The sequence below is a fragment of the Sphingomonas pituitosa NBRC 102491 genome (assembly GCF_001598435.1).
In the GTDB taxonomy this organism is placed as follows: Bacteria; Pseudomonadota; Alphaproteobacteria; order Sphingomonadales; family Sphingomonadaceae; genus Sphingomonas; species Sphingomonas pituitosa.
Genome location: NZ_BCYY01000002.1, coordinates 15253 through 31480 on the forward strand (window position 1 = coordinate 15253; position 16228 = coordinate 31480).

14 protein-coding genes are annotated in these 16228 nt (G+C 67.9%); 10 read left to right on the plus strand and 4 right to left on the minus strand.

From position 1 onward, the window contains the following. Window positions 1-27: 27 nt before the first annotated feature. From scpA to SPI01S_RS02670, 5 genes are all read left to right on the plus strand, one after another. Window positions 28-2169, plus strand: coding sequence for a methylmalonyl-CoA mutase (scpA, locus tag SPI01S_RS02650; RefSeq protein ID WP_066717785.1), 2142 nt, complete (start codon window positions 28-30; stop codon window positions 2167-2169). Continuing rightward, entirely contained in the window at window positions 2166-3110 is a 945-nt protein-coding gene (locus SPI01S_RS02655; protein WP_066717787.1) for a heme-dependent oxidative N-demethylase family protein, read from the plus strand. The genes scpA and SPI01S_RS02655 overlap by 4 nt, the downstream gene beginning before the upstream one ends. After that, window positions 3107-4117, plus strand: coding sequence for a biotin synthase BioB (bioB, locus tag SPI01S_RS02660; RefSeq protein ID WP_066717789.1), 1011 nt, complete (start codon window positions 3107-3109; stop codon window positions 4115-4117). The genes SPI01S_RS02655 and bioB overlap by 4 nt, the downstream gene beginning before the upstream one ends. Before the next feature lie 232 nt (window positions 4118-4349). Next, window positions 4350-6362, plus strand: a complete 2013-nt coding sequence (locus SPI01S_RS02665) for an acetyl-CoA carboxylase biotin carboxylase subunit (protein WP_066717791.1) — start codon at window positions 4350-4352, stop codon at window positions 6360-6362. Window positions 6363-6529: 167 nt separating this feature from the next. Then, window positions 6530-7186, plus strand: a complete 657-nt coding sequence (locus SPI01S_RS02670; protein ID WP_066717794.1) for a hypothetical protein — start codon at window positions 6530-6532, stop codon at window positions 7184-7186. 5 nt (window positions 7187-7191) lie between these two features. Here the strand turns inward: SPI01S_RS02670 and SPI01S_RS02675 are convergent, their stop codons facing one another. Continuing rightward, window positions 7192-7671, minus strand: a complete 480-nt coding sequence (locus SPI01S_RS02675) for an RNA pyrophosphohydrolase (RefSeq protein ID WP_066717796.1) — start codon at window positions 7669-7671, stop codon at window positions 7192-7194. A 78-nt stretch (window positions 7672-7749) separates the two neighbouring features. On the opposite strand from SPI01S_RS02675, the gene SPI01S_RS02680 reads away from it, so the two are divergent. From SPI01S_RS02680 to SPI01S_RS02700, 5 genes are read left to right on the plus strand one after another with little or no spacing between them, the layout of a single operon-like run. Beyond that, window positions 7750-8691, plus strand: coding sequence for a histone deacetylase family protein (locus SPI01S_RS02680; RefSeq protein WP_066718868.1), 942 nt, complete (start codon window positions 7750-7752; stop codon window positions 8689-8691). After that, window positions 8688-9674 (plus strand): porphobilinogen synthase, encoded by a 987-nt coding sequence (gene hemB, locus SPI01S_RS02685; protein WP_066717798.1) that lies wholly within the window; start codon window positions 8688-8690, stop codon window positions 9672-9674. The genes SPI01S_RS02680 and hemB overlap by 4 nt, the downstream gene beginning before the upstream one ends. Continuing rightward, window positions 9671-10195, plus strand: a complete 525-nt coding sequence (locus SPI01S_RS02690; RefSeq protein WP_066717800.1) for a GNAT family N-acetyltransferase — start codon at window positions 9671-9673, stop codon at window positions 10193-10195. Before hemB ends, SPI01S_RS02690 begins: the two co-directional genes overlap by 4 nt. Next, complete coding sequence (locus SPI01S_RS02695; protein ID WP_066717802.1) at window positions 10192-10716, plus strand: GNAT family N-acetyltransferase; 525 nt, start codon at window positions 10192-10194, stop codon at window positions 10714-10716. The genes SPI01S_RS02690 and SPI01S_RS02695 overlap by 4 nt, the downstream gene beginning before the upstream one ends. Before the next feature lie 47 nt (window positions 10717-10763). Then, window positions 10764-12932 (plus strand): fused MFS transporter/spermidine synthase family protein, encoded by a 2169-nt coding sequence (locus tag SPI01S_RS02700; RefSeq protein ID WP_066718871.1) that lies wholly within the window; start codon window positions 10764-10766, stop codon window positions 12930-12932. 4 nt (window positions 12933-12936) lie between these two features. On the opposite strand, the gene rsmA is transcribed toward SPI01S_RS02700, so the two are convergent. The 3 genes from rsmA to SPI01S_RS02715 are packed head-to-tail and all read right to left on the minus strand — an operon-like array spanning window position 12937 to window position 16131. Further along, window positions 12937-13761: a 16S rRNA (adenine(1518)-N(6)/adenine(1519)-N(6))-dimethyltransferase RsmA gene (gene rsmA, locus SPI01S_RS02705; protein ID WP_066717805.1), complete on the minus strand. Its 825-nt coding sequence runs from the start codon at window positions 13759-13761 to the stop codon at window positions 12937-12939. Then, a complete protein-coding gene (gene pdxA / locus SPI01S_RS02710; RefSeq protein WP_066717808.1) occupies window positions 13758-14729 on the minus strand; it encodes a 4-hydroxythreonine-4-phosphate dehydrogenase PdxA in 972 nt (323 codons plus the stop codon). Before pdxA ends, rsmA begins: the two co-directional genes overlap by 4 nt. Window positions 14730-14772: 43 nt before the next feature. Beyond that, window positions 14773-16131, minus strand: a complete 1359-nt coding sequence (locus SPI01S_RS02715) for a peptidylprolyl isomerase (protein ID WP_066717810.1) — start codon at window positions 16129-16131, stop codon at window positions 14773-14775. Window positions 16132-16228: the final 97 nt, after the last annotated feature.

The window sequence follows — 16228 nt, forward strand, 5'->3', positions numbered from 1 at the left end:
GCTCCTGCTTTCGCAGGAGCACGTGGCGTGACCGATAAGCCGACGCTCGACCGATGGTCCGCCGCCGCTTCGAAAGAAGTGAAGGGCAAGGACCTCACCTGGCAAACGCCCGAAGGTATTGCCGTCAAGCCACTGTATACCCAAGAGGATGTTGCAGGCGTCGATCCCGGCCTGCCGGGCTTTGCGCCGTTCACCCGCGGCGTGCGCGCGTCGATGTATGCCGGTCGCCCATGGACGGTCCGCCAGTACGCCGGCTTCTCCACCGCCGAGGAATCCAACGCCTTTTACCGCCGCAATCTTGCCGCCGGGCAAAAGGGCCTGTCGGTCGCCTTCGATCTCGCGACGCATCGCGGCTATGACAGCGATCATCCGCGGGTGGTCGGCGATGTTGGCAAGGCGGGGGTGGCGATCGACAGCGTCGAGGACATGAAGATCCTGTTCGACGGCATTCCGCTCGACCAGATGTCCGTCTCGATGACGATGAACGGCGCGGTGATCCCGGTGCTGGCCTTCTTCATCGTCGCGGGCGAGGAGCAGGGGGTTCCGCAGGAGAAGCTCGAAGGCACGATCCAGAACGACATCCTCAAGGAGTTCATGGTTCGGAACACCTATATCTATCCGCCCGAACCGAGCATGCGAATTATCTCGGACATTTTCGCCTATACCAGCCCGAAGATGCCGAAATTCAACAGCATTTCCATATCCGGCTACCATATGCAGGAAGCCGGCGCGACGCAGGTGCAGGAGCTCGCCTTCACCATCGCCGACGGCATGGAGTATGTGAAGTACGGCGTCGCCAGCGGGCTGGATATCGACGCGTTCGCAGGACGTCTGAGCTTCTTCTTCGCAATCGGTATGAACTTCTTCATGGAAGTGGCCAAGCTGCGGGCCGCGCGCGTGCTGTGGCACCGAGTGATGACTCAGCTCGGCGCGCAGGACGAGCGTTCGAAGATGCTGCGCACGCACTGCCAGACTTCGGGCGTGTCGCTCACCGAGCAGGACCCGTACAACAACGTCGTCCGCACCACGATCGAGGCGATGGCGGCGATGCTGGGCGGTACCCAGAGCCTCCACACCAACGCGCTCGACGAAGCGATCGCGCTGCCGACCGACTTCTCCGCCCGCATCGCCCGCAACACCCAGATCGTGCTGCAGGAAGAAACGGGGATGACCAAGGTCGTCGATCCGCTCGGCGGCAGCTATTATGTCGAGAGCCTGACGCAGCAGCTGGTCGACAAGGCCGGGGAGATCATCGCGCGGGTCGAGGCCGAGGGCGGCATGGCCAAGGCGGTCGCCGCAGGCTGGCCCAAGGCGATGATCGAGGAAGCAGCGGCCGCGCGCCAGGCGCGGGTCGATCGCGGCGAGGACGTGATCGTCGGCGTCAACAAATATCGGCTGGCGAGCGAGGATCTGCTCGAAACGCTCGAGGTGGACAACGCAGCCGTGCGCGAAGGCCAGATCGCCCGTATCCGGCGCGTGAAGGAATCGCGCGACGAGGCGGCCTGCCTGGCGGCGCTCGATGCCCTGCGCGAAGGCGCGCGAGGCGGCGACAACCTGCTCGAACTGGCCGTCGTGGCGGCGCGCGCCCGCGCAACGCTTGGTGAAATCAGCGCGGCGATGGAGGACGTGTTCGGCCGTTACGCGACGCAGCCGACGCCGGTGAAGGGCGTCTACGCCGCACCCTATGCCGAGGACAATCGCTGGGCGGAGGTCGTGCGCGGCGTCGAGGCGGTCGAGCGTCGGCTGGGGCGCAAGCCGCGCCTGCTCGTCGCCAAGATGGGGCAGGACGGGCATGATCGTGGTGCGAACGTCATCGCCTCGGCCTTTTCCGACATGGGGTTCGAGGTCGTCAGCGGGCCGCTGTTCCAGACGCCGGAGGAAACCGTGGTGCTGGCGCTCGACAGCGGCGTCGACGTGGTAGGTGCCTCCAGCCTGGCTGCCGGGCACAAGACGCTGGTCCCCGAGCTGATCCGCGGGCTTCGCGAGGCCGGGCGGGGCGACATCAAGGTGATCGCTGGCGGCGTGATCCCACCGCAGGATTATGAGATGCTGCGCGCGGCGGGCGTGCAGGGCATCTATGGGCCGGGTTCGAACGTCGTCGAATGCGCGGCGGACGTGCTTCGGCTGCTCGGCCACAACATGCCGCCGATCGAGGCCGCTGCCGAATGAGCCTGGGCTTCTCCGTCGAGGCGCTGATCCCGCGCGCCCGCGGCGGAGGGCCGCTGCGCATGGGACTGGTGCGGGTGCCGGAGGCCGCGTGGCTGACCCCGGAGGCGGACCTGACGGCGCGGGCGGCGGCGTTCGCGGCGGTGCCGGATTGTGTGCAGGTGCTGCCGGAGGCGGAAGCGGCGGTAGAAGAAGTCGCGGCCATGCTCCCATATCAAACTCGCGCCCAAAGCCGTCATCCCGGCGGAAGCCGGGATCCATTCGCGTCACCGTCTGACGATAGAGCCGAACCGCAGCGGGCAATGGATCCCGGCTTTCGCCGGGATGACGGCCTAGAGGGAAAGCGCCCAATTACCGACGTGCTGCGTGCCGCCGCTATGTGCGTGTGGGAAGACCTGTGCATACTAACCCCGGACGCTTCCGGGCAATACCGCCTGACCGCCGCCGCGCTGGCCTTTCCCACCGACTGGCACCTCGCCGAAAAGCTCCGCCAGGCGCTCACCCCCATCCACGCCCCGATCCACGGCTATGCCGAGCAGCTTGCCGCGGGCGTCGACCATTTCTTCGCGACGCTCCAGCCGGGCCCGATCTTCGGTCGCACCAACTGGTTCGTCGTGGCGAGCGATGCGTGGCGCTATCTGCCGCAGGGCGACGCGCAAACCCGCTTCGCGCATGTGACCGCCGACAATGCCGGCGCGACGCTGTTCGTCCGCTGCGAACGCCAGACGCTGCGCCGGCTGCCCCAATCTGGTGCAGTGCTGTTCACCATCGGCATCCATGTCGAGCCGCTCGATCGCCTGAGCAGCGCGGCGGTCGCCTGCGTGGCCCAGTCCGTCGGGGCGATCGGCACCGGCGAACACGAACGCCGCGCCGCGCCCTTTTACGCCGAGGCTCTCACCCGCTATGCCGAGCGGCGTAACCGAACTCCGGAGTTGATTGCTTGACCCTCGAATCCACCCCCGTGCGCACCGACTGGACCCGCGACGAGATCGCCGCGCTGTTCGACCTGCCGTTCACCGAACTCGTGTTCCGCGCGGCCGAAGTCCACCGCGCCAACCATCCGGCGAACCAGGTCCAGCGCTCGACCCTGCTCTCGATCAAGACCGGCGGCTGCCCCGAAGATTGCGGCTATTGCAGCCAGTCGGTGCATGCCGATAGCGGCCTCAAGGCGACCAAGCTGATGGATCCGCGCGCGGTGCTGCAGGCGGCGGCGCAGGCCAAGGACCATGGCTCGACCCGCTTCTGCATGGGCGCCGCCTGGCGCAATCCCAAGGATCGCGACATGCCCGCCATCGTCGAGATGGTGAAGGGCGTCCGCGCGATGGGCATGGAAACCTGCATGACGCTGGGCATGCTCACCGACGGCCAGGCGAAGACGCTCGCCGATGCCGGGCTCGATTACTACAACCACAATATCGACACCTCTCCGGAGCGGTACGGCGAGGTGATCACCACCCGCAGCTTCGAGGAGCGGCTGGAGACGCTGGAGCATGTCCGCGAGGCGGGCATCAACGTGTGCTGCGGCGGCATCGTCGGCATGGGCGAGACGCGCGGCGACCGGGTAGGCTTCATCCATGCGCTGGCGACGCTGCCGGTCCATCCGGGCAGCGTGCCGGTCAACGCGCTGGTGCCGGTGAAGGGCACGGTGCTGGGCGACATGCTGGCCGACACGCCGCTCGCCAAGATCGACGATATCGAGTTCGTCCGCACCGTGGCGGTGGCGCGCATCACCATGCCGGGCTCGATGGTCCGCCTCTCGGCCGGGCGCGAGAGCATGAGCGATGCGACCCAGGCGCTGTGTTTCCTGGCGGGCGCCAACTCGATCTTCACCGGCGACAAGCTGCTGACCGCCGGCAATGCCGGCGACGACAAGGACGCCGCGCTTTTCGCACGCCTCGGCATCACGCCGATGGCAGCGGAGTGCAAGGTGGAGCTGGAGGCGGCGGAGTGAATTTACCTCGCAAGCTGGCATTGGCGGGCTTTGTTGTTCTTACCGTTTGCTCGCTTGCGTATATTCCGCTTCTTTGGATCTCAATGAACCTGTTGAGCTATCCTTGCGAAGATCCGGCAGGCCAGCTGTCTTGCCAAGAAGTCGTGATCCGGGATTTTGCCTACCAGGTAGTTCCGCTTCTTCTGTTTTGGTTGGCCCTCGCATGGCTTTCATTCCGCAAATGGGGAAAATAGTGTTCAAGAAAATCCTCGTCGCCAACCGTGGTGAAATCGCGTGCCGGGTGATGCGGTCGGCCAAGAAGATGGGCATCGCCACGGTCGCGGTCTATTCGGATGCGGATGCCCGCGCGCCGCATGTGCGGATGGCGGACGAGGCGGTGCGGCTCGGGCCCGCGCCGGCGGCGGAGAGCTATCTGCGGGCGGACCTGATCCTGCTCGCGGCCAAGGAGACCGGCGCCGACGCGATCCACCCGGGCTATGGCTTCCTCTCGGAGCGGGAGAGCTTCGCCAAGGCCTGTGCCGAGGCGGGCATCGCGTTCGTCGGCCCGCCGCCGGGGGCGATCGCGGCGATGGGCGACAAGATCGAATCGAAGAAGCTTGCCAAGGAAGCCGGCGTCAACGTCGTGCCCGGCTTCCTGGGAGAGATCGCCGATACCGAGCATGCGGTGCGGATCGCCACCGAGATCGGCTATCCGGTGATGATGAAGGCCTCGGCCGGCGGCGGCGGCAAGGGCATGCGGCTTGCCTTTAGCGAGCAGGACGTGCGCGAAGGCTTCGAGGCGACCAAGCGCGAGGGGCTGGCCAGCTTCGGCGACGACCGCGTGTTCATCGAGAAGTTCATCGAGAGCCCGCGCCATATCGAGATCCAGGTGCTGGGCGACCAGCACGGCAACATCGTCTATCTCAACGAGCGCGAATGCTCGATCCAGCGCCGCCACCAGAAGGTGGTGGAGGAAGCCCCGTCGCCCTTCGTCACGCCCGAAATGCGCAAGGCGATGGGTGAGCAGGCGGTCGCCCTCGCACGGGCTGTCGGCTATTACAGCGCGGGCACGGTCGAGCTGATCGTCTCGGGCGCCGACAAGACCGGGCAGGGCTTCTACTTCCTCGAGATGAACACCCGGCTCCAGGTGGAGCATCCGGTGACCGAGGCGATCACCGGGCTCGACCTGGTCGAGCAGATGATCCGCGTCGCCGCCGGCGAACCGCTCGCCTTCGGGCAGGACGGGGTGAAGCTGGACGGCTGGGCGATCGAGAACCGCGTTTATGCCGAGGATCCCTATCGCGGCTTCCTGCCGAGCACGGGCCGGCTGGTGCGGTATCGACCGCCAGCGGCGGAGAATGCAGGGCAGGGGTACATTCGCGTCGACGACGGTGTGACCGAAGGCTCCGAGATCAGCATGTTCTACGATCCGATGATCGCCAAGCTGATCACCTGGGCGCCGACCCGCGACGAAGCCGCCGACCTGCAGGTGCGGGCGCTCGACCGCTTCCGCATCGACGGCATCGGCCACAATATCGATTTTCTCTCGGCGATCATGCAGCATCCGCGCTTCCGCTCGGGCGAGCTGACCACCGGCTTCATCGCCGAGGAATATCCGGAAGGCTTTCACGGCGCACCGGCGGACGAGGGCCTGGTGCGGCGCCTCGCAGCCGTCGCGGTGGTGCTGGACCTTGCCCGCACCGCGCGGGCTGCGGAAATCTCCGGCCAATTGGGCGGCCATGCGGCGCTTTCCACCGAACGATCCGTGCGGATCGGCACGCACCACTTCGACGTGACGGTGGACGGCTGCGCGACCGGACTGCTGGTCAACCTGTCCAGCGACGAGGCGCCGCTGGAAGTCTCCGGCCACTGGCGCGCGGGAGACCCGCAGTTCGTCGCGCGCATCGATGGGGCGGAATTCGCTACCGCGGTCGACCGGACCCGCACCGGCTGGAAGCTCACCGCGCACGGCGCCGCGCATTTGGTTGAGGTGCTGCCGCCGCACGTCGCGGAGTATCGCGATCACATGATCGAGAAGGTGCCGCCGGACATGAGCCGCTTCCTGCTCGCGCCGATGCCGGGGCTGCTCACCCGGCTGCACGTCCAGCCCGGTGACAAGGTCGAGGCGGGGCAGGCGCTGGCGGTGATCGAGGCGATGAAGATGGAGAACATCCTCCGCGCCGAGCGTGCAGGCACCGTGAAGCACGCCCATTTCGGCGCCGGAGACAGCCTGGCCGTCGATGCCGCGATTCTTGAATTCGAGTGACTTAGGATCGATACGTCTCACATCGATACGACGTCGTATCGTTTTTGCAATTGCCCTCCTTCTGTTTCCGGGCTTGTGGGGTTTGGTAAACTCGTGTCTCAATCGCGGTACAAAGGACACGATCGACGGCTCACCCCGAAGACCGCAAGCCCTCAGAGGATGGCAACGTGCAGGAAGAGGATGGCTTCACCCGCTGGATCGAGGCGTGCGCGGCGGGCGAGTTGCTCGGCATCGGTGCTGCCGCATTGTGGTGGGTTACCGTCGATCGCTTTGACCCCGTGCCGGTGGGGGCAGCGGCCGAGTGGCTGGTATTTTTCGGCAAGGCCCTGAGCGGATTGATCCAGGGATTGATGCTCGGCCTGCTGCAAGGCTGGGCGCTCCGGCGCCAGTTCCCTGCACTTAACCTGCGTGCCTGGGTGGCGGCGACGTCGCTGGTCGGCGTTGCCGTGTGGTCGATCGCGGCCTGGTATTCGGTATTTCCGCCGCTTGACGGCGATCCGCTGCTGCCGCCGGTGGAAACGCTGTTCCAGACCGCTGTTGCCTCGGCCGGCTTCGGGCTTGGGCTGGGCATCCTGTTCGGGGCAGCGCAGGCGCTGGTGCTGTACCGTGCGGCCGGCCAAGTGCATTGGTGGGTGGCGGTGAGCGCGATCGGCTGGGGCGCGGCCTTGCCGTGCATCTATGTCGCCGCCTCGGTCGGCAGCGCCCAGCCGAACAGCCTTGAGATTGCCTTGCGCGGGCTCACCGGCGGCGTCGTATCCGGTGTTGTGCTCGGCACGATCACCGGCCTGTCCTTTGCGGTGATGCCGGCGCGCCGTCTCGCCTGAGCCGCTCAGCCCAGGTGCGGCGCGAACAGTTCGAGAAGCCGTCCGTACAATGCGCGCTTGAACGGCACGATGAGGTCCGGGAGGTCGGCTGGCTCGGCCCAGCGCCACGCGCGGAACTCGGGATGCGCCGTGGCGATGTCCACGTCCGCATCCTCGCCCAGGAAGCGCAACAGGAACCAGCGCTGCCGTTGGCCGCGCCACTTGCCCTTCCACACCTTGCCGATGAGATCGTCGGGCAGGTCGTACTGCAGCTCTTCGGGCGCCTCGGCGATCAACTCGGCATGGTGCCGGGCAACGCCGGTTTCTTCCCACAACTCGCGGAACGCTGCTTCCAGCGCTTCCTCGCCGGGATCGATCCCGCCCTGCGGCATCTGCCACGCCTCCAGCGTCGAATCGAGCCGCTGGCCGACGAACACGCGGCCGTCGCGGTTGAGCAGCATCACGCCGGCACAGGGACGGTAGGGGAGCGAAGCGATATCGGTCATGGGCCGACCCTAGGGCGGCGAACGACCTGGCGGAAGGGGCGTCTTTCGATCGCGATCACGGCTTCCTAGATGGTCGGCGTGATACCCGTCGTGCACCACCCCGATTATGTCGCACCGGCCCCGGCGGGCAGCGCCTATCTGTGGAACAAGAATGGTCTGGTGCGCGACCTGCTGCAGGCCGAAGGGGGCCGCATCGCCTGGCATGTGCCCGACGCCATGCCGCCGCACTGGCTGGAGGCCGTCCACGATCCCGATTATGTCGCCGAGGTGCGGGACGCGCGGGTGCCGGCGCACAAGACGCGGCGGATCGGTTTTCCCGTCACCCCCGCGGTCGCGCGGCGATCGGAGCGGGTTCCGGGCGGGACCTTTCTCGCAGCGCAGATCGCGCAAGCCGAAGGCTATGCGGCGAACAGCGCGGGTGGCAGCCACCATGCACTGGCCGATACCGGTGCGGGGTATTGCGTGTTCAACGATCTCGCCATCGCCGCCGTGCGGCTGACCGAGGAGGGCCATGCCCCCCGCGTGCTGATCGTCGACTGCGACGTGCACCAGGGCGACGGGACGGCCGCATTGACCGCCGGCCGGCCGGAGATCGCCACCTACTCGATTCATGCGGAGAAGAACTTCCCGGTGCGCAAGGCGCGCTCGACGCTCGATGTCGGGCTCGCCGACGGTACCGGAGACGATGCGTATCTCGAAATGTTGGAGGCGACCTTGCTCCCGCTGCTCGCCCAGTTCGATCCGCACCTGGTGCTCTACCAGGCCGGCGTGGATCCGTTCGCGGACGATCGCCTGGGTCGGCTCGCGCTCAGCGGCGCAGGGCTGGTCGCGCGCGACCGCTGGGTGGCGGAGACGTTGCGGCGCCGCGGCATCCCGTTCGCCAGCACGCTGGGCGGTGGCTATGGATCGGACGCGCTGGAGGTGGCGCAGCGGCATGCCACCTCGATCCTCACGCTCGGCACGGCGGCGCTTGGCGACGCTTGCAACCTGCGCAACCAAGGCGCATCTGACGCCGCATGAGCCAATACCCCGCGCTTCGCCTCCGCCGCTCCCGGGCTTCGGCCTGGAGCCGTCGCCTTCATGCCGAAACGGTGCTCACTCCGGCCGATCTGATCTGGCCGGTATTCGTCACCGACGGCGAGGACGAGGAGCCGATTGCGGCGCTTCCCGGAGTGTCACGCTGGGGGCTGAAGGGCATTGTCGACCGCGCGCGGGAGGCGCGGGATCTCGGCATTCCGTGCCTAGCGCTGTTCCCCAACACCCCGCATGCGCTGCGGACCGAAGATGGGCGGGAGGCGCTCAACCCCGACAACCTGATGTGTCGCGCGATCCGCGCGATCAAGGATGCGGTGCCGGAAGTCGGCGTGCTGACCGACGTGGCGCTCGATCCCTATACCAGTCATGGGCATGACGGGATCGTCGACGCCGCCGGCTACGTCCTGAACGACGAAACCTCGGCGGTGCTGACCGAGCAGGCGCTGGTCCAGGCGCAGGCAGGCGCGGACATCGTGGCGCCCAGCGACATGATGGACGGCCGCGTCGGCCAGATCCGCAGCGCGCTGGAGGCGAACGGCCATGTCAACGTGCAGATCATGGCCTATGCCGCCAAATATGCGAGCGCCTTCTACGGCCCGTTCCGCGACGCGGTCGGCAGCCGCGGGCTGCTGAAGGGCGACAAGAAGACCTACCAGATGGATCCGGCCAATGCCGAGGAAGCGCTGCGCGAAGTGGCGCTGGACCTCGCCGAGGGTGCGGACAGCGTGATGGTCAAGCCGGGGCTGCCCTATCTCGACATCGTCACCCGCGTGAAGAGCGCGTTCGAAGTGCCTGTGTTTGCCTATCAGGTTTCCGGCGAATATGCCATGATCGAGGCCGCTGCCGCCGTCGGCGCGGGGGATCGAGAGGCATTGGTGCTGGAGACGTTGATGGCGTTCAAGCGGGCGGGTTGTTCGGGCGTTCTCACCTATCACGCGCCGCTGGCGGCACGGCTGCTCGGCGCGTGATCGAGACGGAGCGGCTGCTGTTGCGGCCGCCCGAGCCGCGCGATTTCGAGCCGCTGCACGCAATGTGGAGCGACCCGGAGGTGATGCGCGACCTTGGGCCGGTGAAAACGACCGCGCACAGCCGGGCGACGATCGCCCGGCACCTCGGCTATGGGCCTAGCCACGGGATAGGCTTCCACGCCGTCGAGCGGCGCGAGGACGGCGCGGTGATCGGCTTTTGCGGCCTCAAGCCCGGCGCCCCCGATACGCCGATCGCGGATGAGCTGGAGATTGGCTGGATGTTCGCGCGTGCCTGCTGGGGCAAGGGCTATGCCCGCGAGGCGGCCGCAGCGTGGCTCGACTGGGCCTGGCGGCACCGGGCAGAGCCGCGCGTCGTGGCGATCACCGCCGCCTGCAACCTGCCCAGCCAGGCGCTGATGGCGCGGCTCGGCATGCGCTGGCTCGTCGATTTCGAACATCCCGTGCAACCGCAGGGGCATCGCTTGCGCCCCAGCGTCGCGTTTGCGATCGACCGACCATGATCGAGACCGAACGACTATTGCTGCGCGGCTGGACCGACGCCGACCGTGCGCCGTTCCACGGGATGTGCAACGATGCCGCGGTGATGGCCTTTATCGGCCCGCCGCAATCGCGCGCGGAAAGCGATGCCGCCATCGACCGGCAGTTGGGCTTCCTTGCACATCAGGGCCATTGCTTCTGGGCGATCGAGCGGCGGGAGGACGGCTTGTTCCTCGGCTTCTGCGGATTGAAACCCGGAGCGGCGGGCACGCCGATCGAAGGCGAGATCGAGATCGGCTGGCGGCTTGCCGCCGCGCATTGGGGCCAGGGCTATGCGCAGGAAGCCGCGCGCGCCAGCCTCGCCTGGGGCTGGCAGCATCTCACAGTGCCCGGCATCGCGGCGATCGTCGCGGAGGGGAATGCGCGCAGCTGGGGCCTGATGGAACGGCTCGGCATGCAGCGCGCGATCGACGGCGATTTCGATCACGCCGCCGCCATCCCGGCACTGCGACGCCATCGTACCTATCGCATTTCGCGTCCGTGAACGAGACGAAGCTGGCCCCGCGCGCCGACGGCGCTGCACGCCGTGCGATGTTCGTGGCGGCGATCCTGGGGGGATCGTTCCTGCTGTTCCTCGTTCAGCCAATGGTCGCGCGCATGGCGCTGCCGCGGCTGGGCGGAGCGCCGGCCGTATGGAACTCGGCGATGCTCGTCTACCAGGCGCTGCTGCTGCTCGGCTATGGCTATGCGCACTGGCTGGGGCGGTTTCGCGTTCGGACGCAGGCGGGTCTGCACCTCGGCCTGCTGGCGCTCGCCGCGCTCTGGCTGCCGATCGGCCTGGGGACGATGCAGGTGCCCGTCGGCGCGGAGCCGGCCCTGTGGGTACCCTGGCTGCTCGTTGCCGCGATCGGCCCGCTGTTCCTTGCGATTTCGGCGCAGGCGCCGCTGCTCCAGCGCTGGTTCGCGGTGGCCAGCCACGGGCGTGACCCCTATGCGCTTTACGCCGCGTCCAACATCGGAAGCTTCGCCGGTCTGCTCGCCTATCCCCTGCTGGTGGAGCCACTGCTGCGGCTGCACCAGCAGAGCTGGCTGTGGACGCTCGGCTATGCCATCGTCGCACTGCTCGTGCTCGGCTGCGCAAGCCGACTGCCGCGGGACGATACCCCGCCGAAGCCGCGGACGGATCGCCCGGCCACAGTGGCGCGGGACTGGGTCGGCTGGATCGCGCTGGCGCTCGTTCCTTCGGGACTGATGCTGGCGACGACGACCTTCCTCACCACGGATATCGTCGCTGTTCCGCTGCTCTGGGTGTTGCCGCTGGGGCTGTATCTGCTGAGCTTCCCCGTGGCCTTTCGCAGCTCCGCATTGCTCGACGACCTGCTCGAGCGTTGCGTGCCGCTGGTCCTGCTGCTGTTCGGCGCGACGCTGGTCGCAGGGGACTCGCGGCTCGCCTATGTCAACGCGCTGATCGGCCTCATACTGCTGTTCGCGGTTGCGGTTGCCTGCCACGCCCGCCTCTACGCGCTTCGACCACCGCCGGAGCGGCTGACCGGCTTCTATCTGGCGATGGCGGTCGGCGGGGCGCTGGGCGGCGTGTTTGCCGGGCTCCTCGCGCCGGTGCTGTTCGACTGGACCTATGAATATCCGTTGCTGATCCTGGCGGCGGGGCTGCTGATCCCCCAGCGCGCGCTCACCCGCGAGTTCACCCAGCTGTGGGCGAGCCGCTACCGGCATCCCGCAGCGGCGGCGCTCTGCTTGCTGGTGGCGCTGATCGTGTGGGCGGCCGTGGACGAACGGCTGTTGGGCCCCATGCATGTCCAGCTCGGCTTCGTCGCGGTCGCGGTGATCGGGCTGGTCGCGGTCGGCGCGCGCTGGCCCTTCACGGTGGCGCTCGCCGGCGGGCTGTTCCTGTTCGGCGGCTACAGCGCCATCCAGACCTCGCTGAGCGGCGCACGGACCCGCAGCTATTTCGGCGTCTACACCGTCGGCGACAAGCCGGACCAGCGCCGCCTCGCGCATGGCACCACGGTGCACGGCATCCAGCTGAAGGGGCCCCGAGCGCGGCGTCCCACCACCTACTATCAGGCAGGATCGGGCGTCGGGCAGGCGATGCTCGCGGCGCCATCGCTGTACGGCGCCCATGCTCGGATCGGCGTGGTCGGGCTGGGGACCGGCACGCTGGCCTGCTACGCCCGACCGGGGCAGGACTGGCGCTTCTTCGAGATCGATCCGGCGGTGGTGCATCTCGCGCGCGATTCGGGCGCGTTCAGCTTCCTGCGGCTGTGTGCGCCGCAGGCGCAGATCCTGGTGGGCGATGCCCGGCTGCGGCTGGTCGAACTGCCCTCCGGCGGCCTCGACCTGCTTGCGCTCGATGCCTTTTCTTCGGACGCGGTGCCGATGCACCTGATGACGGCCGAGGCCTTCGCCGCCTATGGCCGTGTGCTGTCGCCCGAGGGGCTGCTGCTCGTCCACATCTCCAACCGCTTCCTGGCGCTGGCCCCGGTCGTCGCCGGGGCCGCCAGGGCAGGCGGCTGGCAGGGGCTGCGGCTGGTCCATGTGCCGAGCGCGCTGGAGCGGCAGGACGAAGGCGCGGTGTCCGACTGGATCGCGCTGAGCCGGTCGCCCCGGGCACTCGCAGCGCTCAAGGCGCGCGACGGGGAGTGGCGTCCGCTCGTTGCCCAGCCCGGTTTCGCGGGCTGGACGGACGATCATGCCTCGCTGGTGCCGGTGCTGCGGCTGTTCCGCGGGAGTTCGGAGTAGGGGATCAGTCCTTGCGGCCGAGTTCGCGCGCGATCGCGACGAACTCGGCGACGCTGACCGTCTCGGCGCGCCGGCTGGCGTCGATCCCCAGCGCCTCCAGTGCCGCGAGCGCACCGGGCACCGACTTGAGGCTCTGGCGCAGCATCTTGCGGCGCTGGCCGAACGCGGCGGCGGTCACCGCTTCGAGCAGGCGAAGCCGGACGCCCTCCGGCACGTCGCCGGGGACGACGTGCACCACCGCTGACATTACCTTGGGTGGCGGGGTGAAGGCGGAGCGGTGGACGTTCATCGCGATCCGCGGCGTGCTCCGCCACTGGGCGAGCACGGCAAGACGGCCATAATGTTCGGTACCCGCCTGCGCGACGATGCGCTCGGCGACTTCCTTCTGGAACATCAGCGTCAGGCTCGCCCACCAGGGCTGCCACTCGGCCGAGAGCCAGCCGATCAGCAGCGCGGTGCCGACATTGTAGGGAAGGTTGGCGACGACGTGCGGCTTGCCCGCGAACAGCGCCGGCGCATCGACCTCGAGGGCATCGCCCTCGATCACGCGGAGCTTCTCGGGAAAATAGCCGCCCAGTTCCTCCAGCGCGGGGATGCACCGCCGGTCGCGCTCGACGGCGGTAACCTGCGCGCCGGCCTGGAGCAGCGCGCGCGTCAGGCCGCCGGGGCCGGGCCCCACCTCGAAGACCTCGGCACCGGCGAGGTCGCCGGGCACCTTGGCGATGCGACCGAGCAGCTGGCCGTCGAACAGAAAGTTCTGGCCCAGCGCCTTGCTGGCGCTCAGTCCATATTTCGTAATGACGTCACGAAGCGGGGGAAGCACAGTCACGCGGAAGCTTCCATCCTGCGCTGCGCCGCAGCGGCAGCCATCTTGATCGCCGCGATCATCGCACCGGGATGCGCCGCATCGCGACCGGCGATACCGAAGGCGGTGCCATGGTCCGGCGAGGTCCGCACGATCGGAAGGCCCAGCGTCATGTTCACGCCGTCGTCGAAATGCAGCGTCTTGATCGGGATCAGCGCCTGATCGTGATAGAGGCACAACGCCGCATCATATTCGGCGCGCGCACGGGCATGGAACAGGGTATCCGCGGCGAACGGACCGGCGGCATCGATACCTTCGGCACGCAGCCGCTCGATCGCCGGGATCAGCACCTCGATCTCCTCGCGACCGATCGCGCCGCCTTCACCTGCATGGGGGTTCAGCCCGGCAAAGGCGAGGCGCGGGCTGGCGATGCCGAAGTTGCGTTGCAGCCCGCGCGCCGTCACGCGCCCCTTGGCAACGATCAACTCGACGCTGATCAGCGAGGGGACCTGCGCCAGCGGCACATGCACGGTGATCGGCACTACCCGCAGCGTCGGCCCCGCGAGCATCATCACGGCATTGTCCGCGGTGATGCCGCAGCGCTCCGCGACAAATTCGGTCTGGCCGGGATGGGTGAAGCCGATCGCGTAGAGCTGCGCCTTGGACACGGGGCCGGTCACCAGCGCACCCGCGGCACCGGCACTGGCGAGACCGGTCGCGACCTCCAGCGATTGCAGCGCAATATGCGCGGTGCCCAGCGACGGCGTGCCGGGGATCACCGGGCCGGTATCGCCGATCGGCAGGATCGGCAGCGCCTCGGCAAACAATGCGCGTGCTTCGCGGGGGTCGCCGATCGGCGCGATGGGCCCGTTCCATACTGCCCGAACGGCCTTGGGGTCGCCCACGGCGAAAAATGGCGCGAGGCCCTCAGCCCCGCGCGCAGCCCACGCCTTGGCAGTGATTTCCGGCCCGATCCCCGCCGAGTCGCCCATGGCGACGGCGAGCGGAGGCAGGGTAGCGCCTCCTGCCGTCACGTCAGCGATATTCGATCAGCGCGTCGCGGCGCAGGTCGCGCAGCATCCGCTCGGCGCGAAGGTTGACGCGCTGGTCTTCCAGCTGCTCCTGCACCTGCTCCACCGAAGGGGTATTGGCGGCGGGCGGATCGTCGCGGCCGCAGATCACCAGCACGCGCACGCCGTCCTCGATCGAACCGAAAGGCTGGGTCGACTGGCCGACCTGAAGCGGCAGGATCAGGTTCTGCAGCGCGGGCGGCAGGTCCTTGATCACGATGTTGTCGCGGTCGACGACTTCCGCGCCCTCGGCGGCCGCGACCTTGCTCACGTCGCCGCAGCCGCGGATCGCCTGGGTCGCCTTGGCAAACGAGGCAGCGCGGCTGCTCGCCTGCGCCTCGGTGGTCCCCTTGGTGAAGGCGAGCGAGAGCTGGCGGAGGCTCAGCTTGGCGTCCCGCGGGTCAGAGATGCCGACCTTGTGCTTGTCCGCCAGATACACGATCGAGAACCCGGCCGAGAGCGGGATCGGCCCGGCGACCTGGCCCGGCTGCATTTCCTGCACCGCCTGGGCCAGCGCCTCGGGCAGCATGGCAGGCTGGATCCAGCCCAGATCGCCGCCGCGCGCGCGGGTCGAGCTCTGCGAATAGGTGCGGGCAAGATAGTCGAACGGCGTGCCCGAGCGCATCTGCTCGATCATCTTCTGCATGCCGCCGGAAACTTCCTGCGCCCGATCGGGCGTGGCGTTCTGGTAGATCTCGTAGACGTGATACTCGTCGGTGCCCTTCTGTGCGGTGAGGCGATCGATCATCGCCTTCACCTCGGCTTCGCCGACATTGACGTTGACGCGGCGGCGCAGCAGGCGGCTCCAGGCCAGTTCCGCTTCGATCTGGCGCTTGATCGAGCGCTCGGACGAGCCGATCTCGCGCAGCCAGGCGCGCATCTGGTCGGGCGTCTTCTGAAAGCGGGTGCCGACGCGACTGAAGCTGTTCTCGACCTCGCGCGCGTCGACCTTGATCTCGTTGGCCTTGGCCTCCTGGATCTCCAGCGTCTCGTCGATCAGCTGGCGGAGCATGGCAAGCTTGAGCTGCTCGCGCTCCTCGGGCTTCAGCGTCAGCTTCTGCATGCCGGTGACCAGCGCCACGCGCTGATCCACCTCGGTACCGGTGATCACATAATCGTTGACGATCGCGGTGGGCTTGCGGACGTTCGGGTCGGCCTTGCCGAAGATTTCCAGCGTGCTCGGTAGATCGAGACCGTTGTTGACGCTCCCCTGGCTATCCTGCGCAGGCATGGTCTGTGCGACCGCCATCGTCGCCAGGGCAGCAATCCCTGCGCCGGCCAGCCACTTCGCACCCGTTCCCGCAATCCTGCCCAAACCCATCATCACTTCAGAACGACCCTTATCTCAAACGGGAAGCAGCGCTTATAGCGCAATTGTGCCTGAACCAAGGCTGAGCGCCGAATCCCCCAAGCGGGTTCTT